The organism is Xylanibacter ruminicola Ga6B6 (assembly GCF_000687715.1).
In the GTDB taxonomy this organism is placed as follows: Bacteria; Bacteroidota; Bacteroidia; order Bacteroidales; family Bacteroidaceae; genus Prevotella; species Prevotella ruminicola_B.
Window position 1 is genome coordinate 228,599 of the sequence record NZ_JHXD01000002.1, and the last position, 21,003, is coordinate 249,601.

General features: G+C 49.6%; 12 protein-coding genes. 9 read left to right on the forward strand and 3 right to left on the reverse strand.

Annotated elements, in window-relative coordinates; all coding sequences use genetic code 11:
* Positions 1-19: 19 nt before the first annotated feature.
* Positions 20-2,035, forward strand: coding sequence for a bifunctional carbohydrate acetyl esterase/feruloyl esterase (locus tag T500_RS0102470; RefSeq protein ID WP_028906805.1), 2,016 nt, complete (start codon positions 20-22; stop codon positions 2,033-2,035).
* Between the two features lie 65 nt (positions 2,036-2,100).
* Here the strand turns inward: T500_RS0102470 and T500_RS0102475 are convergent, their stop codons facing one another.
* A complete protein-coding gene (locus T500_RS0102475) occupies positions 2,101-3,558 on the reverse strand; it encodes a glycoside hydrolase family 125 protein (protein ID WP_028906806.1) in 1,458 nt (485 codons plus the stop codon).
* 177 nt (positions 3,559-3,735) lie between these two features.
* Here T500_RS0102475 and T500_RS0102480 point away from each other — a divergent pair, with 177 nt between their 5' ends.
* From T500_RS0102480 to T500_RS0102500, 5 genes are read left to right on the forward strand one after another with little or no spacing between them, the layout of a single operon-like run.
* Positions 3,736-5,883, forward strand: coding sequence for a GH92 family glycosyl hydrolase (locus T500_RS0102480; protein WP_028906807.1), 2,148 nt, complete (start codon positions 3,736-3,738; stop codon positions 5,881-5,883).
* 52 nt (positions 5,884-5,935) lie between these two features.
* On the forward strand, positions 5,936-9,073 hold the full coding sequence (locus tag T500_RS0102485; protein WP_051611840.1) for a SusC/RagA family TonB-linked outer membrane protein: 3,138 nt from the start codon (positions 5,936-5,938) through the stop codon (positions 9,071-9,073).
* 20 nt (positions 9,074-9,093) lie between these two features.
* Positions 9,094-10,710 (forward strand): RagB/SusD family nutrient uptake outer membrane protein, encoded by a 1,617-nt coding sequence (locus tag T500_RS0102490; RefSeq protein ID WP_028906809.1) that lies wholly within the window; start codon positions 9,094-9,096, stop codon positions 10,708-10,710.
* A gap of 53 nt (positions 10,711-10,763) precedes the next feature.
* Positions 10,764-11,888: a SusE domain-containing protein gene (locus T500_RS0102495; RefSeq protein ID WP_028906810.1), complete on the forward strand. Its 1,125-nt coding sequence runs from the start codon at positions 10,764-10,766 to the stop codon at positions 11,886-11,888.
* A 17-nt stretch (positions 11,889-11,905) separates the two neighbouring features.
* Positions 11,906-13,048: a glycoside hydrolase family 76 protein gene (locus T500_RS0102500; RefSeq protein WP_028906811.1), complete on the forward strand. Its 1,143-nt coding sequence runs from the start codon at positions 11,906-11,908 to the stop codon at positions 13,046-13,048.
* Here T500_RS0102500 and T500_RS0102505 read toward each other — a convergent pair.
* Positions 13,002-17,006: a hybrid sensor histidine kinase/response regulator transcription factor gene (locus tag T500_RS0102505; protein ID WP_028906812.1), complete on the reverse strand. Its 4,005-nt coding sequence runs from the start codon at positions 17,004-17,006 to the stop codon at positions 13,002-13,004. The genes T500_RS0102500 and T500_RS0102505 overlap by 47 nt on opposite strands.
* Positions 17,007-17,178: 172 nt before the next feature.
* On the opposite strand from T500_RS0102505, the gene T500_RS0102510 reads away from it, so the two are divergent.
* Genes T500_RS0102510 through T500_RS15000 form a run of 3 tightly spaced genes read left to right on the forward strand, consistent with a single transcriptional unit; the run spans position 17,179 to position 19,915 of the window.
* Positions 17,179-17,565: a BlaI/MecI/CopY family transcriptional regulator gene (locus T500_RS0102510; protein ID WP_028906813.1), complete on the forward strand. Its 387-nt coding sequence runs from the start codon at positions 17,179-17,181 to the stop codon at positions 17,563-17,565.
* A complete protein-coding gene (locus tag T500_RS14995; protein ID WP_051611841.1) occupies positions 17,562-18,803 on the forward strand; it encodes a M56 family metallopeptidase in 1,242 nt (413 codons plus the stop codon). The genes T500_RS0102510 and T500_RS14995 overlap by 4 nt, the downstream gene beginning before the upstream one ends.
* 23 nt (positions 18,804-18,826) lie before the next feature.
* The gene (locus T500_RS15000; protein ID WP_196243455.1) at positions 18,827-19,915 is read left to right on the forward strand and encodes a TlpA family protein disulfide reductase; all 1,089 of its coding nucleotides are present in this window, start codon (positions 18,827-18,829) and stop codon (positions 19,913-19,915) included.
* 476 nt (positions 19,916-20,391) lie between these two features.
* Here the strand turns inward: T500_RS15000 and T500_RS0102525 are convergent, their stop codons facing one another.
* The gene (locus T500_RS0102525; RefSeq protein WP_028906814.1) at positions 20,392-20,925 is read right to left on the reverse strand and encodes an outer membrane beta-barrel protein; all 534 of its coding nucleotides are present in this window, start codon (positions 20,923-20,925) and stop codon (positions 20,392-20,394) included.
* Positions 20,926-21,003: the final 78 nt, after the last annotated feature.

The following is a 21,003-nucleotide window of genomic DNA, read 5'->3' on the forward strand; positions in this document are numbered from 1 at the left end:
TTATATCAACTCAATTAAAATGTATCAATCAACTTTAAAAACTTTCCTGTTGGCATCGGCATTGCTCATTTTGCCCGCCAGCATGTCGGCCCAGAAACGTAAGGCCGCTCCTAAGACGGCTGCTACCGAACAGGTTGGCAAGCCCGATCCTAATTTCTACATTTTCCTGTGTTTCGGCCAGTCAAACATGGAGGGTAATGCCCGTCCCGAGGCTCAGGATTTGACTAGTCCTGGTCCACGCTTCCTCCTGATGCCCGCTGTCGATTTCCCCGAAAAGGGTCGTAAGATGGGTGAGTGGTGCGAGGCTTCGGCTCCTCTCTGTCGTCCAAACACTGGTCTGACTCCCGCCGACTGGTTCGGTCGTACCCTCGTGGCTTCACTGCCTGAGAATATTAAGATTGGTGTCATCCACGTGGCTATCGGTGGTATCGATATCAAGGGCTTCCTGCCTGATAGCATCCAGAACTACCTGAAGGTAGCCCCAAACTGGATGAAGGGTATGCTGGCTGCCTACGATAACAACCCCTACGAGCGTCTGGTTACATTGGCTAAGAAAGCTCAGAAAGATGGTGTTATTAAGGGTATCCTGATGCACCAGGGCGAGACCAATACCGGCGATCCAAAGTGGGCAGGTATGGTTAAGCAGGTTTACGACAACCTGTGTGGCGATCTGAACCTGAAGCCCGAGGAGGTAAACCTCTATGCCGGAAACATTGTTCAGGCCGATGGTAAGGGTGTATGTATCGGTTGTAAGAAGCAGATTGATGAGTTGCCTCTTACCCTGCACACCTCACAGGTCATCTCTTCGGATGGCTGTACCAATGGTCCCGACCGTCTGCACTTCGATGCCGCTGGCTATCGCGAGTTAGGTTGCCGTTATGGCGAGGCTGTTGCCCGTCACTTGGGTTACGAGCCCAAGCGCCCCTATATCGAGATGCCTAAGCAGATTGAGGTTCCTGCCGATGCTTTTATTGCTGAGACAACCGTTCCTGGTAACGAGTTCCCCAAGGTAGATAAGGAAGGTCGTGCTTATTTCCGCATCGCAGCTCCCGAGGCCCGCAAGGTGGTGCTCGACATCTGCAACAAGAAATACGACATGCAGCGCGATGGTAAGGGCAATTTCATGGCTGTTACCGATCCCCTGCCCGTTGGTTTCCACTATTATTTCATGAATATCAATGGTGTAAACTTCATCGATCCTTCAACCGAGACCTTCTTCGGCTGTAACCGTGAGGCCGGTGGTATCGAGATACCCGAGGGTGCTGAGGGCGACTACTACCGTCCACAGCAGGGTGTGCCCGCTGGTCAGGTTCGTAGCATCTATTACTACAGCAACGAGCAGAAGACTTGGCGCCACGCTATGGTTTATACCCCAGCCGAGTACGAGCTGGCTAAGAATGCCAAGAAGCGTTACCCTGTGCTATACCTGCAGCATGGTATGGGCGAGGACGAGACTGGCTGGAGCAAGCAGGGTCACATGCAGCACATCATGGATAACGCCATTGCCAAGGGCGAGGCTGTGCCTATGATTGTGGTCATGGAGAGTGGCGATATCAAGGCTCCATTCGGTGGTGGTAACAATCAGGCTGGTCGCAGCACCTATGGTGCTTCGTTCTATCCTGTACTGCTGAACGACCTTATTCCTTATATCGATAACAACTACCGCACTAAGAGCGATCGCGAGAACCGTGCTATGGCAGGTTTGTCATGGGGTGGTCATCAGACCTTCGATGTTGTACTGACCAATCTCGATAAGTTTGCTTGGCTCGGAACCTTCAGCGGTGCTATCTTCGGTCTCGATGTCAAGACTGCCTACGATGGTGTGTTTGCCAACGCCGATGAGTTCAATAAGAAGATACATTATATGTATATGAACTGGGGCGAGGAAGACTTCATCAAGAGCGGCGATATCGTTAAGCAGCTGCGTGAGTTGGGTATCAAGGTAGATTCAAACGAGTCGAAGGGTACTGCCCACGAGTGGCTCACCTGGCGCCGTGGTCTCAACGAGTTTATCCCACATCTGTTCAAAAAATAGCCAATTTCCCCAAACCTAACATCGCGCCCCTCCCGAGTCACATCGAGAGGGGCGCTTCCTTTTTTTTATTTTTGAATGTTTTTGAGCAGGTTCACTTTTCCATCATCTATCAGTTTTAGTATCAGTTCACCAAACAGGGTGTTTTGCCAGGCAAACCAGTGGCGACTGTAATTGGCAGCATTGTCCTTGTTGAACGACTCGTGCATAAAGCCTGTGCCGGCATCTGTATCCACCAGCATCTGCAGGCACTCCTTAATTTCCTGATCGTCGGTGCTGGTAAAGGCACGCATCATAATCGACATGGGCCATACCATATCGTAGCCTACATGAGGTCCACCGATACCCTCGCCGGCCTTACCACGGAAGAAGTAAGGGTTATCCTCGCTCCACACAAACTTACGGGTGTTCTGATAGATTGGGTCGTTAACATCCACATCACCTAAGTAAGCCATTGCCAGCAAACTGGGCACATTGGCATCGTCCATCAGGTGCTGATTGCCAAAGCCATCCACCTCAAAGGCATAAATCTTACCATATTTAGGATGGTTATAGATAGCGTACTGCTGCAGGGCGGCGCTCACCTCGTTGGCTAAGGTTGTGCACTCGTTGGCAGTCTTGGTGTCGTTGTTCACCTTGGTCAGGATATCAGCAGCCTTACGCAGTGATGTTACGGCAAAGAAATTGGATGGGATGAGGAAGGGGAACACCGTGGCGTCGTCGCTGGGACGGAATATCGAGGCAATCAGTCCTACTGGCTTTACAGGGTTGCCATAGCCGCCATGACTCACGGTGTCGTACTGCTGGGCTGTGGTACGCTGGAAGCGGTACGGACCATGACCATCTTTGCGCTGCTGCTCACGGAAAGTCTTCAGAATCTTGCCGATGGCTTCTTGCCACAAGTCGCCAAAAATGCTGTCGTCGCCAGTTACCTGCCAGTAATAGTAGGCCAGGCGCAGGGGATAGCACAGCGAGTCGATCTCGTACTTGCGCTCATGCAGGTTGGGATTCATCGTGGTATGGTCGCTGGCCCATTCGCTGCCTGTAGGTCCCATGTTAAAGGCGTTGGCATAGGGGTCGATGCAGATGCACTTCAACTGGCGCAGGATGGTGCCTCGTACCATTTTTCTGATTTTCTTGTCTTTCTTGGCAAACTGTACGTATGGCCACACCTGGGCACCCGAATCGCGCAGCCACATGGCGTGGATGTCGCCTGTATATACAAAGGTATCGTCGTCGCCCTCAGCATCCGAGTAGTGTACAGTGGTGTCGAGTGTGTTCGGGAAACAGTTCTCGAACATCCATGCTAAGTATGGAGCATCCTTCAGCATCTTTTTTACCTCGGCAATCTTCTTCTCGATAGTGTCTGAGTAGAAAAGTCGTTCTTTGACGGCGGGTCTACGGGTTACTTTTGTGTTGTCGGCTGGAGCGGCAATCGTTTTGCTCCAGTCTTCTATCCCGTCGGCCATAACAGGCACCGATAGCCCTGCCAACAGGATGGTGGTGAGTAATGTACGTCTGTTCATTTTTGTTCTGTTTTTAATGTTTTAATTAGTCGTTTGCAAAGATACTAATTATAAATAAGCTCCTTGTCGTAATTCCTGTCAAATCAGTATGTTGTACAATAATTGCAGAAACGAGGACATTGTTTCGTTTCTTTCTGTCTACCTTTGCCACACGAAAATAATAAAAACCGTAAAGTGATGAAGAAAACTCTAACATTACTCGTCTGCCTGTTCATTTCAGTACAACTCGTACAGGCTGAAAATCTAACCGGAAAGGTGAACCCTTTTATCGGAACAACAACTCTATGGAGCCCAGCCGATCTGGGATATACACGCACAGAAACTAAACGCGCTTGGGGAGCTGAGTCATTTCCTGGCTCAGCCTTACCCAATGCCATGGTGCAGCTCACTCCAGTCACCATGTATCCTTCGGGTTCAGGTTATCAGTACGAAGACCATCAGATATATGGTTTCGCGCACACATGTAAGGGCCACTGGAATCTGCTTCACCTGCCCATCATGCCTGCTACTGGCAGGTTCTACCCCGATAACTTCTGCTCATGGTTCAGTCATACTAACGAGTCGGCTCATCCAGGCTACTATCAGGTGTATCTCGACCGCTATCATGTAAATGCCGAACTCACTTCAACCCTGCGTTGCGGCTTCCACCGTTATACCTTCCGTGCCGACGATGAGAAACGTCTGATTGTAGATATCACACGTAGCAACAATCGTCCCCGCAAGTGGAAAATCGAGAAGTCGGGTGCCAACACCTTCCAGGGATTCCAGGATGGCGAGGGCCGTATCTACTTCTATGCTGTGGCCAATCACGATGTAAGCGAGGTAAGCATCCAGAAGGATTTTCGCCATCAGATAGCTGTGGTCGATTTTCTAAATAATAAAGGATCGCGCGCGTTGGAACTCAAAATAGGTTTCTCGTTTGTAAGCATTGCCAATGCCAAGCAGAACCTCGAGGCCGAGATGCTGAACAAGAGTTTTGAGAAGGTGCGTCAGGAGGCTGATAACATCTGGAACAAACAGCTGGGACATATCCAGGTAGAGGGTGGTACCCAGAAGCAGCAAACCATGTTCTACTCCACACTCTACCGTGCCTTCCTTTGGCCTGCCTTGCGTAGCGATGTGAATGGTGAGTATACCGACGAGCAGGGCCGTGTTTGTAAGGCCGACTTCCGTTACTATACCAATCCTTCGTTCTGGGATACCTATCGTAACAAGCTCATTCTGTTAGGTATGATAAACCCCGATGTGACTACCGATATCATCAAGTCGATTATCGATAAAGGCGAGAAGGCCGGTGGTTATATGCCTACCTTCTTCCATGGCGACCATGCCTCTATCTTTGTAGCAGGTTCGTGGCTGCGTGGTATCAAAGGGTTCGACTTGCAGCGTGCTTATAAGCTCCTACTTAAGAATGCCACCGTTCCTGGTCGTGGCGGTCGCCCTTGGCTCGAGGAGTACCTGAAGCAGGGTTGGATAGCCGAGAAAGATACCACCAACGTGCCTACTTGGGATGAGTATAAGGCCTCGGTAACCAAGACCCAGGAGTATGCTTACGACGATTATGCCACCGCTCTGATTGCCCGCGAACTGAAAGATAAGAAAAACTACCAACTACTGATGCAACACTCGCAGAATTACAAGAACCTGTTTGATGCGTCAACAGGTTTCTGGCGTGGCAGGATTGCCGATGGCTCATGGATTAAGGATTTTGATCCTTGGTACCCCTATTATGCCTATATGTATCGTGAGGCCGATGCCTGGAACTCGTTGTTCTTTGCTCCGCACGATCCTGAGGGAATGGTGGCTCTCTATCCATCTAAGAAGGCTGTTGAGTTGAAACTCGACTCGCTGTTTACCCAGCCCAACCATGGCTACGAGGCTTGGAACCTTACTGGTTTCTTAGGTACCTACTGTCATGGTAACCAGCCAGGTCATAGCATTCCTTATACCTATTATTTTGCCGATAAGCAGGAAAAGGCCCAGGTGGTGATTGATTCGCTGCTGAATCATTACTATGGTATGGGCGAAGAGGGACTGGCTTATGCAGGCATGGACGATGCCGGCGAGATGTCGTCGTGGTATGTACTCAATGCCATCGGCATCTATACCTATTCGCCTGCCGATCCGCAGTATATCGTTACCGTGCCATTGTTCAACAAGGTGAGCTTCACCCTGGGTACCACTGGTAACACTTTTACTATCCGTCGCGAGGGTAGTGGTCGTAAGATCAGTCAGATAACGGTAGGTGGCAAGCCGCTCAAGGGCTGGTTTGTGCCTCATGCCCAACTGGCAAAAGGTGCCGAAATGCTAATAAAAACCGAATAAGCAATTAAACTGTTCTATAACTAAAATTACATTCAATCTAAAGTTTTACTAAATGAAAAAAGTAAATTTCAACTATTCCAGATTCATCTGGCGAGGTTTTATGGGAGTGGCCCTATGCGTAGGCAGTCCTTCCGTGGCTCTTGCCAATGGTGTCTCAGTGGCTGCTACTAACAATGTACAGCAAACCACTGTCAGGGGCACAGTTGTTGATGCATCGGGAGAGCCTATGATCGGTGTAACAGTCTCGGTAAAAGGTTCATCCTCGGGTACCGTTACTGGCCTTGATGGTAGCTTCTCGCTGAACTGCAAACCAACCGATGTCTTGGTCTTCTCGTATGTAGGCTATGTAAACCAGGAGCTGCGTGCCAATGCCAACCTGAGTCGTATTGTGCTGAAGGAAGACAATGCTATCCTCGACGAGGTGGTGGTGATTGGTTATGGCACCACTACTCGTAAAAGTGCCGTGGGTGCTGTCGATCAGGTTCGTTCCGACCTGTTGGAGAATCGTCCTGTAGCCAACGTTACACAGGCTTTGCAGGGTGCAGCACCAAACGTTATCATCCAGCGTAAGAACTACAACCCTAATGCCCAGAACAACAACTTTAATATTCGAGGCATCAGCACGCTGAACGATAACAGTCCGCTGTTTGTGATCGATGGATTGGTTACCGATTATGATAACTTCAATCGTCTGAATCCCAATGACATAGAAAATATTTCGATTCTGAAAGATGCTGGTACCGCCGCTATTTATGGTTCACGTTCGGCCAATGGTGTTGTGCTTGTTACTACCAAGAAGGGTAAGAACAACGAGCGCACCAGTATCCGACTGAATGGCATGGTAGGTTGGGAAGATCCCCACATCCTGTTCACCCCTGTTACCGGTTACCAGAATGCCGTGCTGCGTAACATGGCCGAGACTAATGTGGGTAATGCCCCCGTTTACAGTCAGGACCAGATTCTCGACTTCTACGCCCATCAGGACGAGGAGCGCTGGGCGCTGAACGAGATCTTCAAGACCGCCATGCAGCAGAACTACAATATCAGCATCAGTGGTGGTAGCGATAAAACCACCTATATGGTTTCTGCCGGCTATTTCGATCAGGGTAGTAACTACGTCAGCAACCAGAAGTTCGGTTTGCAGCGTTATAACTTCCGTACCAACCTGGTTACCGAGTTGGGCCGACTGAAGCTTACTGCCACACTGGCCTATACCCGCACCGACAGTAAGAACACCACTGGTAGCAGCTTGGAGATTGATGCCAGTCGTGTGCCCAGCAGCTATATCTATAAGATGAAGTCGGCCGATGGTCGCTACCTGCTTAACGATGTATGGGGCGAGTTCAACCCGCTGGGACAACTTGAGTCGGGTGGTTTCGATAAGTACCGTACCAATGCCGTTACAGCCAGCGTTACTGGTGAGCTCAAGATTATCGACGGCTTGAAACTGCGTGGTGTGTTTGGTGCCGATGTAGTGGGCAACAACCGCTACTCACGTAACATGCCCTCTTACTACTATGCTGGCGAGGATGCTACTGAGCCCCGTCCACGTAAGGATTCAGATTTTAAGACCAGCAACTGGAATGCCGACAACTACCGTCTGAACACCCAGATCCTGTTGGATTACAACAAGACCTTCGGTCTCCATACCGTAAACGGATTGTTCGGTGCCACCAACGAGTCGTACACCTGGTATAACAACGAAATCTGGAAGAACTATGTTGATCCCGATCTGGGTACTTCAACCAGCATCACCACTGGCGAGGTTGGTAATATCGGCGGTGCTACCACGGTAGATAGCTCTGGTCAGACCAGCATTACCTCACTGTTAGGTCGTATCGGCTATAACTACAACGAGCGTTATTATGCTGAGTTCGACTTCCGTTACGATGGTAGCTCAAAGTTCCATAAGGATTACCGCTGGGGTTTCTTCCCTTCACTGTCGTTAGGCTGGCGCATCAGCGAAGAGCCTTTTATGGAAAAATATCGTGAAAAGGTGGGCGACCTGAAGATCCGTGGTTCATACGGTATTCTGGGTAGTCAGGCTGTAGGCGACTACGACCGCTATACCCGCTATAGCGTTAGCTCTACCACCTATGCTTATAACAATCAGGCCGTAGCCGGAGCCGGATTCAACCTCGGACTGAAGGACCTGACCTGGGAACGTACCAACACTTTCAATATAGGTTTCGATGCTTCGTTCTTGCATAATGCCCTGAACATCACCTTCGATTACTACACCAAGCGCACCAAGGACATCCTCATGAAACCCTTGCAGCCCAGTGTATTCGGAACCACCATGCCAAGCACCAATATCGGTGAGATGTCGAACGACGGATGGGAGCTCTCTGTCAACTACCGCTTGAAGACCGGTGATATGAAGCACAATTTCTACTTCAATATCGGCGACTCAAAGAATAAGGTTACCAAATTCCCTGGTAACGAGCAGATTAGCGGTGTAGATGAGATTTACAAGATTATCCGCGTTGGCGAGGCGCTCAACTCTTACTATGCATGGCAGGTAGAGGGCATCTTCCAGAGCTACGATGAGATTAAGAACTCAGCTCTGCCCCTTGGTGCCGAGGTAGCACCTGGCGACCTAAAGTTCAAGGATCAGAATGGCGACAACGTTATCGACTCTAACGACCGTGTTATCGTAGGTAACGCCTTCCCACGTTACACCTTCGGATTCACTTACCGCTTCGAGTGGAAGGGCTTCGACTTCAGTATGTTCTGGCAGGGTGTAGGCAAACGTTCGCAGATGCTGCGTGGCGAGTTGCTCGAGCCATACCACTCAAACTATTCTTATGTGATGTACAAGCATCAGCTTGATTTCTGGACCCCGACTAACACAAACGCTAAATATCCACGTCTGGCAGCACAGGGCTCGGCCTCAGATACCAACAACTGGGGCCGCCCGTCAGACATCTTCGTGCTCGACGCCAAGTATGCACGTTTAAAGAACCTTGCCATCGGTTATTCACTGCCTAAGAAGGTGATTGAGCCTCTGGGCCTGCAGAAACTCCGTGTATATGTTACCGGTCAGGATCTGCTTACACTTACCAAGAACTCGTTCATCGATCCTGAGTCGTCAGAGTTCGGTTCAAACATGAACTCTGGTGGTGGTAACAGTGGTCGTAACTATCCTATGCTGCAGTACTATGGCTTTGGTTTCGATGTAGAATTTTAATGATTAAGTATCTTATGAAAATGAAAATCAAGAAATATATCTATCTGTTTGCTGCTGTGGGCGGACTTACGCTTACTGCCTGCAACGGCATGGAGAATGCCCCTGGCAATCAGTTTACCGATGCAAACTTCTGGGACTCTCCCGACAGAGCGCAGTACGTGGTAAACATGGCCTATGCACAGATGTATAATGCTGGCAAAATGTGGCGCGACGAGTCGCTCAGCGATAACATGATCGACGGTCGTTCTACGACCGACCAGCGCCTGATGCGTATGGGCCAGGCCACGCCTACCACTGGTATTTTTGCCAGTGAGTGGTCCGATTTGTATGGCGGCATCAAAACCTGTCATGTGTTCCTCGAGAATATCGATGCCATCACTAACCTCGATGCAGCCAAGAAGGCTCGTATGATTGCCGAGATACGCTTTGTACGTGCTTATATCTACTTCCGTCTCACCAACTTCTATGGCGATATTCCTTTCTTTACCAAGGATATCACTGTGGATGAGTCGAACACCATCGGTCGTACCTCGCACGCCGAGGTGATGGCGTTCATCCATCAGGAGTTGAACGATATCATCGGCGATCTGCCCTCGCGCAACGACCTGCCAGAGAGCGAGAACGGCAAGATTACCAAGGGTGCTGTGGTAGCCCTGCAGGCCCGTGCCTATCTGATGGATAGCGATTGGAGCAACGTGCAGAAGTACTGCGAGATGCTTATCAATCAGCCCGAGACCTACGGCTCGTATGCCCTGTTCCCCAGCTACCGTGGCCTGTTTGAGGAGGGTAATGAGTACAACCAGGAGGTGATTCTGGATCGTGCCTATGTTCGCAACCTGCTTACCTGGGGCGAGATTCTCGACATGGTGCCCCTGAGCAAGGGTGGTCGTGTGGCCGACCGTGTACCTCAGCAGTCGTTGGTTGATAGCTATCTCACCCTGAATGGTTATACCATCGATGAGGCTGGTACCGATTACGATCCTAACCATCCTTACGACAACCGCGACCCACGCCTGGCAGCTACCGTTATCTATGATAACTACGACTGGAGCGCCAATGTGGGCGATGGCTCAAAGGGTGAGGTGATCCATATCGATCCTGCTGGCGATAACACCGTTGATACCTATATCGGAACAGGTAGCAATACCACTGCTACAGGTTACTATACCCGTAAGTGGTTTGCCCCACAGGCTACTGGCGACATGAGTTCGGGTCTCAACATCATCATGTTCCGCTATGCCGATATCCTGCTCATGTGGGCCGAGGCTAAGCTCGAGCAGAACCAGATGACAGCCGATGTATGGAACAGCACCGTACGTGCCATCCGTCAGCGTGCTGGCTTCAAGACAGCTAAGGCTCTTAATTTCCCTGCCGATAAGTCGCAGACCGAACTTCGTCAGATTCTGCGTAACGAGCGCCGCTGCGAGCTGGCCCTCGAAGGCTTGCGCTGGTACGACATCAAGCGTTGGAAGGCTGGTTCAGAGTATCTCACCCAACCCGTACGTGGCGCCAGCTTTACCCACGACATCCCCTGGAAGTTTACGTTCGATGAGAACCGCGACTACCTCTGGGCTGTTCCTCAGAGTCAGATCGACCTCAATCCTAACTTAGGCCAGAATCCTGGCTACGGCAATTAATCCATATCATCAATAAGTATTATTAGTAAAAACCAAAAAAGAAACAATTAACTATGAATAAGAATATTATTAAGGCATTCGCGCTGTTTGGCGCCGTGTTCAGCATGTCAGCCTGCACCTCCGACATGGAGTTCAAGGATAGTCAGGTATCAGCCATCACCCAGCTCTACGAGCCTGCCGATGGCAAGAGTGTAACCCTTCAGGCTTCAGCCACCGCCTCTACCTTCTTCGAGTGGGAGGCAGCCAAGGCCGAGGATAGTGGTTCGCCCCTCTACGAGGTGGTGTTCTACAAGGACGGCGAGAGCACACCTATCTATAAGGTGCTCTCTGATAAGAATGGTATGATGAACAGCGCCACCATCACCCACAAAACCCTGAACAAGGTAGCCGCTGCTGCCGGTTTCAAGAGTGGTGCCAGTGGCACGGTCAGCTGGTCGATCATCGCTTCTCGTGGTTTGAATCAGGCCGAGGCTACAGTTAAACACAAGCTGAACATCACTTCGCTCGAGGGCTTCGACGAGATTCCTTCATCGCTCTTCATTATGGGCGAGGGTGCCGAGAATGGTGCTGCTTTCTCATCACCCGAGCAGGGCGTATATGAGATCTTTACCAAGCTCGAGGGTGGCAAGAGCTACCAGTTCTGCAGCAACAACAAGGGCGATGGCACCATCTACTCGCTCGATGGTTTGAAGTTGCTCGAGGGTGGCTCAACCGTAGCACCAGCTACAGGCATCTATCGTCTGGTACTCGATTTCAATGTGGCTTCGGCTACCATCCGCGAAATCAAGAGTCTCGGTTTGTTCTTCTGTCCTAACAACAATATCATGTTCGATCTTCCTTACGCTGGCAACGGCGAGTTCTCAGGTGTAGGTGTGGTAGCCTTCAAGCAGGAGGGCTGGGGCCGCGACGAGCGTTATAAGTTCCTGATGGAATATGCCGATGGCACCAAGCAGTTCTGGGGCACCAAGAATGGCACCGACTCACGCCCTGGTGGTTTGGCTATGGACGATCCTTACTATTACATCATGGAAACTGGTAACAACCAGTGGGACGACAAGTGGAAGTTTGATGGCGACTTCGATGGTGGCTCTGATGGTCCTCACCCAGGTGTCAAGACCCGTATTACCGTGCTCTTCCATGGTGCTAACTATACCCACCATGTTGAGCTGGCTGATTAAACTGTAAGTTCTAACTTATGCATAACATATTAAAAGTTTTCTTCGTACCGCTTCTCTGCAGTCTTGTGCTGCAGGGTTGCGGTTCTTCATCTTCGTCCGAGGATGATCCAACGCCTGCGCCCCAGCCTGAGCAGACGAATTGGAAACAGGTGGCCGAGCAGGCTACACAGGCTTTAGTAACTCACTTCTGGAACGGTCGCGAGGGTTATTTCAACTCGTTACCCGATGTGGCCGACACCCAGCAGAACCAGTATTGGCCCCAGGCTCATGCCATGGATGTGGTGATTGATGCCTATCTGCGTACTGGTAGCGCCGGCTATCGCGACTTGTTTGATAAGTGGCACGAGGGCATCAAGAAAAAGGCTGGCAATAGTTATTTCAACGATTTCTACGACGATGAGGAGTGGATATGCTTGACCATGCTCCGTTTGTACGACTGCACCAAGGAACAGAAGTATCTGGATACCGCCCAGTTGCTGTGGGACGACATCCAGAATGCCTGGAACACCAAGTACTGCGGTGGCGGCATGGCATGGCGTAAGAGTCAGCCCTGGAGCAAGAATGCCTGCAGCAACGGTCCTGCCGGCATCATCGCTGCCCGTATGTACAATATCCTTCACAAGGCATCTGATTTAGACATGGCTAAACGTATCTACAACTGGGAGCGCGACAACCTGTATGCCGCTGGCACAGGTGCTGTGTATGATAGCATGAATGGTCAGAGTGGCAACAGTGTTACCACCTGGGTGTTTACCTATAATCAGGGCACGTTTGTGGGTATGTGTTACGAATTGTTCAAGATTACTGGCGAGACCCTTTATCTGCGCGATGCCGTACGTGCTTCGTCATATACCCTATCGAGTTTGAGCGACCTTACCGAGAGTGTACTCAAGGACGAGGGTACTGGCGATGGCGGCCTGTTCAAGGGCATTTTTGTGCGCTACTTCACTTTGCTTATTCAGGAGCCCCAGGTTGAAGCGAGCGATAAGACCCGCTTTGTGGCTTACTTAAAGCACAATGCCGAGGTGCTGAAGGAAAAAGGCCTGCAGGCCCAGTACCTGATTGGCAGCAACTGGGCTCGTAACACATCGGCCATCGACTTGGGTACCCACGTTAGTGGTTGTGTACTGCTCGAAGCTGTTGCTCTCGATACTCTTTAGGCGTCATGCCAAAATGCTTTCGGAACTCAGTATAGAACTGTGAGCGCGTGTTGAAGCCCGTTTTATAAATGATTTCCTGAATAGTGGTATTAGTAGTGGTAAGCCATCTTGCTGCCACATTAATACGGTAGGTCTTGATATAATCCTTAGGTGTCGGCATATTGGCATCACTGAACTTCCTATAGAGATTGCGCGGACTGATACTCATCAGTTCCGCCAATGTCTCTGGGGTCAGCTCAGTATCGGTCAGATGCTCGTCAATCACCTTTGTCACCTCGTCAGCAAAGCTCTGGTGCTCCTTGCTAATCAGGTCGCCGCCAGCATACACATAGGCCGATGCTGCCGAATTATAGTATTCGCGCAGCACGTTGCGGTTCTCTAACAGGCGTACCACGGTGGCCTGCAGCAGGTTGATGCTGAAGGGCTTGCTGATATACACGTCGGCGCCGCTGTCTAATCCCTCTATACGCTCCTCTTCCGAAGTCTTGGCCGATAGGATAATCAGTGGTATGTGCATGGTGTGCTTGTTGCGCTTTACCTGTTGTGTAAAGTCCAGTCCGTCGGTACCAGGCATCATAATATCGGTAATAATCAGGTCGGGAGTTTCCTCTTTCAGGTAAGCCATGCCCTGTTCTGCATTCAAGGCTGCCAGCACACGGTAGTCCGACAAGCAGTCGGCCAGCAGGTCAAGCATCTCCTGGTTGTCGTCAATCGTCAGGATGGTAGGTGTTCTGTCGCCTGCCATCTTGGGCAGTGGGCGTGCTGGTTTGGCAGTGCTCACAGCCTGTGGCACAGCCAGGGTCATGTTGTCGGTCTGCTTAGCCGATGTCACCACCTCGTCGCTAACACCTTCGGGTAGCGGCTTTTCGGGCAGATACACATTAAACTGTGCATACTGGCCCACCTCGCTGTCAATCTCTATCCGTCCGCCTAACAGTTTGGTCATGTTATGACAGATGGCCATGCCAATACCATTACGCGAGGTCTGTCCGGCATTCGGACTCTCCTCAACGCTGTCGAACACAGTGTAATAGTCAAAAATGCGTTCCCTGTCCTCAGGTGCGATACCACGTCCTGAGTTATAAACCGAGAACAGCAATCCGTCAGCCTGCCGGGTAAGTTTTACTTTGATGGTGCCCTCGCTCTTGGTGTATTTAAAGGCGTTTGATATCAGGTTGCCTACGATGCTTCTCAGTGCCTTGTCGTCAGATGTCCACACCAATCCCGGCTCAATGTCCTGTTCGTAGCTGATGCCACTGCGCTCGGCCATCTCGGTAAAGGCGTTGGCGTAGTCGCCCACCACTGCCGATACATCCACGCGTCGCCAACTTATCTCGTGGTGTCCTGTGGTTACACGGCGCAGGTCGATAACCTCCTGAATCAAACTGTTCAGTCGACCCAGGTTCTGCATCACCTTGCCCACGTATTTTTTCACAAACTCGTCGGCCTTGGTGTATGCCATAATGCGTTCGCATGGTCCGTAAATCAGGGTCAGAGGTGTGTTCAGTTCGTGTACCACATTGGTCAGGAACTTCAGTTTCTCCTCGTACAGCTCGTCCTGGTGCTGCTGTTGTAGTCGGGTCAGCTGCATCTGCTGGTGCAGTTTCTGGTCCTCGTACCAGTGACGCACATAGATGGCTATCAGGACAATGACCAGTAATATATATATAAGGTATGCCCAGATGGTGCGGTAATAAGGTGGCTTGATGTCGATGTGCAGTTGCGATACGGCCGTTTCCTTACCGTTCATCATGTTCTTGGCCTTGACATACAGCGTGTGACTGCCCTCGGCCATCTGGGTAAACGATATCACGTTGCTCGATCCGTTGTCAATCCATTCGCCATCGTCTGTCAGTCGGTACAGGTAATGGTAGAACGGCTCCTCCAGATAGTTAAAGGTGGCTAAGCTCACGGCAAAGGAGTTCTGCGTGTGGTCTAATGTCAACGTCAGGTTATCGCGCTCGCCCTGCATAAAGTCGTTGATGTTCTGCAGCTTACCCAAAATGTTGAGTGTGGTAAAACTAATGCGCAGTTCGTGTACCTGCTGCTGTACGGTGGTGTCGTTCACAATAGCCGTAAAGCCGTTGATACCGCCAAAAAACAGCTCCCTGCCATTGGCAAAGGCGGCACCATCGCAGTATTCGGTTACATCCAGTCCGCTGTTCATGCCATACACCTTCAGCACCGTGCCGTTGGGCGACAGTTCTACCAGTCCGCCGTTGGTGGTAGCCCATACTTCGTCTGCTGTACCTTTTGTAAAGGCATGTATGGTGTTGTTAGGCAGTCCGTCGGCTGTAGTCAGGTGGTGGCTCTTGCCTTGCTTGTTACGTATAAAAATGCCCATACCCGTACCTATCCACAGGTTATCGCCCACGGCCTGCAGCGCAAACACATCGTTAATGCTGGGGTCGTTGGTTGTCTGGCTGGGTGCCATATACTTCAGCTGTCCTTTTTCAAAGGTATAAAGTCCTTTTCCACGGTTTCCAAACCACCAGCGGCCCTGTTCGTCGCAGGTCAAACAGAAGAAGTAGTTCGACGAGCCTTTACCGCCATCCAGCACGTAACGCTTCATGTTGGTTAGTCGTGGCTGTCCGTTTTCTACGCTGATATCGGCTTTTACTATACCCGATCCCAAGGTGGCCATCCACAGTTCGTTGCCTTTCTCGCGGATATCTATCACCTGCTGCAGGTGCATTTCGGCTGGTACGGGTCGTATGCTCTTGGTGGCTTGCGAGTAATAGCAGATGCCATCGCCGCCACTAATCCAGAACCAAGGATGTTTGCTCTCGGCCAGTTTGTAAACCACATTGCTGCTCAGGCCGCTGTTCTGCTCTCTGTACACCGTTTCGCCCAGCTGGTGTGGGTTCTGGTAGATGCTGAAGTTGGGTACCTGTATCAGTCCGTCGCCCTTGGTGCCCACCCATAGGTTGCCCTCGCCATCTTTTAGCAGGGCACGGATGGGGAACGATTTGCCGGCACGTAGCGAGGTGCTTGCAAACGATCGTAATGTCAGTGGCTCGTCGCTATACATCAGCACGCCGGCACCGTCCGATCCTATCCATACGATATCGCCTAAGCGGTCCTTGTGCATGCAGAATACGCCTGTTTCTACCCCTAAGTCAATCACCTCGGCTGGCTTGCCTTTGGGGCGGTTCACCTTAATCACACCACCTTCGCCAAAGCCAATCATCAGCGACTCCTTGTATTGCAGCACCTCGTTTACAAAACCACGTCGACTGATTTCATGGGCCAGCGACATCTCGTGTTGCAGGGTGAGCGCCTCCATCTGGTAGCTGTATAGCTGTCCGTCGTTGGTAACCAGGTATTCTGTATCGCCATCGGGCATGGCCGATACCAGGTGCATGCGTTGCACCATTTTGGGCTTGCCAATGGTGTATTGGTTGTTGTTGACGCGTAGCTGATAGCTCACAATGCCATCGCGGTTAAACAGGTAAAGAGCCTTACTCGATATGGCAAAGTCGCACACGTTGGCCAGTGTTACTCCTTTCAGGGGTAGGGCATGTATGCTGCCGTCGCGCTTGTCGATATAGTTCAGTTTTCCGTCTGTCAGCAGGAATCCGTCGCCTTGTGGATTTTTGCGTATGCGTCTAAGTCCTTGAAATTGCGGGTAGTAGCGCACCTCCTGTCCTTTGGGTGTTACAATGTTCAGACCATAGTTAGTCAGCACCCAGGTATTGTTATCGCCTACGTTCAGCACATGCTCTATCAGGTTGCCGTACAGTCGCTGTCCGGCATGCAGGGTGGCAGGTCGCACCTTACTGCCGTCGTAGCAGTTCAGTCCGTCGATGGTGCCAAACAGCATGGTGCCGTCGGGTTGCTGCTCAATACTGAGTATCGAACTGGCCGACAGTCCGTCGCCACTGGATATATGTCGGATGTTATAAGCCTGTACTTGCAGCACGAAAGCCGCGAAAGCAAGTAGTAATTTAATCTTCATGTTTTTAATTTTTCCTTTTCGTGCGCAAAAATACAAAATTATTTTGTAAAGACTGTTCTTTATCCCTTTTTAATGACAAAAAGATGTTAAATACTAAAAAATTAGTTGATAAAATTTGGAACTACTAAATATTTAGTATATATTTGCTGGCGGAATGATAAACCTAAGTATTATGAAGGAGAAAAAGAAGCAACTAACCAAGGCCGAGACGCAGGTGATGAACATCCTGTGGAGTCTGCCAGAACAGCAGGGTTTTATTCAGGACATCATTGATCGCTATCCTGAACCAAAACCTGCCTACACGACTATCCTGACGTTTATGAAGATTCTTACAGACAAGGGATTTGTAAAGCCAGAAAAGGTAGGCAAGGCCAATCGTTTTACGCCGTTGGTAAGCAAGGATGATTACACCTACTCGTTTATCAGCGATGTAAAGGATACTTTTTTTGATGGCTCATTCACATCGCTTGTCAGCTTCTTTGCCAAGAAGGAGCAATATACCGACGAGGAGTTGGCAGAACTGAAGGAATTGATGACAAAAATCGAGTCGAAACGATGATAACGGCATTTCTGTTATATATAGGTAAGGTGGCGATACTGTTGGCAGTGTTCTATCTGTTTTATCGCCTGTTGATGGAACGTGAGACTTTTCATCGCTTTAATCGTGCCATCCTGCTCCTGTCGGTCTTGATAGCCTTTATCCTTCCGCTGTGCGAAATCACCCTGCACAAAACGGTTTTGGCTGCATCCACGTCTGCATCCGGGTCTAATGTTGCAGCTGGTGCTGTATTGGATAGTCCATCTGCAACTTACGGTAATCCCCTCCTATGGCTATTTGTCATTTATCTTGTAGGCGTAGTATTAAAACTGCTCCATACCGCCATCAGCATTTATCGTTTGAACAAGTTGATTAGCCAATGCGAGCAGCACCCGCAAGCAGATGGAACCACCATTGCCGTTTGCGCTCAGAATATCGCTCCGTTCAGTTGGTGGAACACCATTGTGTTTTCGCGTCGCGACTATCAATTACAGGATTCGGCCCTCTTGGTTCATGAGCGGGCACATATCAATAGCTATCACTCATTCGATCTGTTGCTGATGGAGCTGGCGATAGCCCTGCAGTGGTTCAATCCTGCCATCTGGCTGATAGGTAGAGAGCTGCGTGCTGTTCATGAGTACGAGGCCGATGCCAGTGTGTTATCGGGTGGTGTAGATGCACACCACTATCTGAACTTGCTGATGGATAGAGCCAATGCCAAGTTGGAGTGTAAGTTGGCTAATGCCATCAGTCAGCAAACACTGAAGAACCGTTTTCAGATGATGGCGCGTCATCGCTCCAAGCCCTCACGTCTGCTCAAGGTGCTGTATCTGCTTCCCGTTGTAGCCATCACCTTAGCCTTGAATGCCCAGACGATGATTCACTATCAGGCGCCAGAACCTGCTCCCATCCATCCTGTTGTTGATGCCATTCAGGCTCCTGCGCCACAGGAGGTGGCACCAGCCCCTGTGGTTGAGCCTCATAAACAGCAAAGCACTCAAAAGACGGAACCTCAGCCAGAAACCGCATTGCTGACGATTTCAGGAACGGTAGTTGACGAAGAAGGTAATCCCTTGTTAGGTACAGCTGTAAAGGAACATGACGGTGCAACAGGTACGATTACTGATTTTGATGGTAAATTCTCGCTCAAAGTACCCAAAGGCACTGTGGTAGATTTTCTGAATATTGGTGTGGCCACAGTCTCCATACAGGTAAAGAGCGATATGACTGACCAAAAGATAATTATGAAACAAGAATAACTTAACCAATAAAAGTAATGAGTATGAAAAAAGTATTTGTGATGATGGCAGTGTTGTTGGCATCAGTAGCCGCATCTGCTAATGACAACTTTAAGTTGGCAGGTAGAATTGATGGTGCAAGCAATGATACGCTCTGCATCGAGTATACTATTTTGCAGCCTCAGAAACAGCACATGGTGCATAAGGTGGCTGTAAAGGCTGGTGAGTTTTTGTTCAACGCCAATCTGAAAGAGGCTTATTCGGCTAAAATGTATTTAAAGACGAATCCCAAAGAGAGTCTTTATTTCTATTTGGTTCCTGATGAGGAGGCTGTCTTTAGTGGCAGTCTTAATTCGGTAGACGAGCATTGGAGTGGTAGTACATTCTATCAGCAGTACGAACGAATAACCGAACTCCAACGTCCTTTTAATATTGAGTTTGTGGCTGCTCGAATTGATCCTGATAGCATAAGGGGGGAGAAAAACCGTGATATCAATAGGCGCGCACATTCTGTATATATGAAATACATTGAGGCACATCCCGACGAGGATGCCACGGCAACTTTGATTGTTTACGTAGGTTACGAGCAGGTGCTGCCTGCTATCGCTAAGTTGACTCCGGAAGTTCGCAATGGCAGACTGAAAAGCGATTTGGATAGCTTGGAGAGAATGTTTAAGCAAGTGCTGAAAGAGGCGGCTGCACGCAAAGCCGTAAAGAACGATACTGTTACAATAGGTAGTCAGGTTCCAGAACTTGGGTTGAAAGATTTGCAGGGAAATGTGTTGGAATTGAAATCGCTTCGTGGTAAATATGTAGTGCTCGATTTCTGGGGCTCGTGGTGTACCTGGTGTATCAAAGGGTTCCCCAAACTAAAGGAGTACTACGCCAAATATAAGGATCGCCTTGAGATTGTGGGCATCGACTGTAACGATACTGCCGAAAAGTGGACTGCTGCTGTTAAGAAACACAATCTGCCTTGGCTGCAGGTAAGAAGCGAGGATGGCATTACAGAGGATAGATTCAGAATAAAGGGCTATCCTTATAAGGTGCTGATCTCGCCCGAAGGCATTGTGCTCAATGCCTACCTAGGCGAAACCGCCGATTTCTATCAATACTTAGATTCTGCACTTTAATCTTTTTATTCCCATTATTGGAACACCATGTTCCCAGGTTGGGAACAAAACATTCCCAGGTTGGGAATGAAACGTTCCCAAGTTGGGAAAAAATGAAGCGCTTTTGGTGACGAGGGTTGTAGTATTAGTTGGTGTTTCTTTTGAAACTTTTGCAAAAAAATCTCTCATCTCTCCCTCAATCTCTCAAAACCCGCATAAACACAGGTGGTTTGAGCGATGAGAGATTTTTCGCATCCCTCCCTCATCTCTCATGTATCTCTCCCTATAGCATGAGAGATGTAGGGAGGGATTAGGGAGGGAAAAGGGAGAGATTAAGAAAATCTCCACCCTCTCGAAATGCCTGTGTACAAAGGCTTTTCGGAAGATTGAGGGAGAGATGAGAGCTTTTGACGAAAACAAAAATAATTTGCGATAGCCTACAGACGATGATAGGCTATCGCAAATATGCCAGGGGGCACTTTATTCCGTGACATGCACTATTTCTTGCTATGGAAAGAGTAACCAATAGTAAGGCCTACATGCGAGTAGTATTTCTTACTGATGTGGGCATCAAGGGTGAGGCGCAGGTGGCGGGCAAATTCTACACCTACTCTTGGAATAATGCAGAGGGTTGTTGCTTCATCACCTAAACTGCCAATGATTTGTTGGCAATTCGCAACTCCAAGGCCAAGACCGATGAATGGTGATACCTTCGATCCACGATTTATCTGATAGTCGGATAGTACAGCAAGCGATATCGTTCGGTTGCTGAGCGACTTGTCATCTTCGGCATGTCTTACAGCGCTGCCGATATATAGCTCTGCACCAACATCCATCGGCAATCGTTTCGGATTCCATCGCGATTCAAGTCCCAAGTTAACGCCTAACTTGTTACTGATTCCCGATTCGCTATCCAACGGCAAATTGGTTCCTGCTTTTACTTCAAACTCAAACGGAGCAACATTCTGCTGGGCTCGGCATGGCATAACGGCCATCAGGGCTATACATAATACAAGTTTTAATTTCTTCATCTTTATTTTATTGGTTTGTAAATTCACGTGCAAAGGTACAACAATTAGTTGGAATATACTCAAGAAAATCCCTATATA

What these genes read in the sequence shown, in the direction of transcription:
- T500_RS15000 (WP_196243455.1), top strand. Translation starts at nt 18,827, where the DNA reads ATGAAAAAAGTATTTGTGATGATGGCAGTGTTGTTGGCATCAGTAGCC.
- T500_RS0102490 (WP_028906809.1), top strand. Translation starts at nt 9,094, where the DNA reads ATGAAAATCAAGAAATATATCTATCTGTTTGCTGCTGTGGGCGGACTT.
- T500_RS0102475 (WP_028906806.1), bottom strand. Translation starts at nt 3,558, where the DNA reads ATGAACAGACGTACATTACTCACCACCATCCTGTTGGCAGGGCTATCG.
- T500_RS0102470 (WP_028906805.1), top strand. Translation starts at nt 20, where the DNA reads ATGTATCAATCAACTTTAAAAACTTTCCTGTTGGCATCGGCATTGCTC.
- T500_RS0102510 (WP_028906813.1), top strand. Translation starts at nt 17,179, where the DNA reads ATGAAGGAGAAAAAGAAGCAACTAACCAAGGCCGAGACGCAGGTGATG.
- T500_RS0102505 (WP_028906812.1), bottom strand. Translation starts at nt 17,006, where the DNA reads ATGAAGATTAAATTACTACTTGCTTTCGCGGCTTTCGTGCTGCAAGTA.
- T500_RS0102485 (WP_051611840.1), top strand. Translation starts at nt 5,936, where the DNA reads ATGAAAAAAGTAAATTTCAACTATTCCAGATTCATCTGGCGAGGTTTT.
- T500_RS0102495 (WP_028906810.1), top strand. Translation starts at nt 10,764, where the DNA reads ATGAATAAGAATATTATTAAGGCATTCGCGCTGTTTGGCGCCGTGTTC.
- T500_RS0102480 (WP_028906807.1), top strand. Translation starts at nt 3,736, where the DNA reads ATGAAGAAAACTCTAACATTACTCGTCTGCCTGTTCATTTCAGTACAA.
- T500_RS0102525 (WP_028906814.1), bottom strand. Translation starts at nt 20,925, where the DNA reads ATGAAGAAATTAAAACTTGTATTATGTATAGCCCTGATGGCCGTTATG.
- T500_RS14995 (WP_051611841.1), top strand. Translation starts at nt 17,562, where the DNA reads ATGATAACGGCATTTCTGTTATATATAGGTAAGGTGGCGATACTGTTG.
- T500_RS0102500 (WP_028906811.1), top strand. Translation starts at nt 11,906, where the DNA reads ATGCATAACATATTAAAAGTTTTCTTCGTACCGCTTCTCTGCAGTCTT.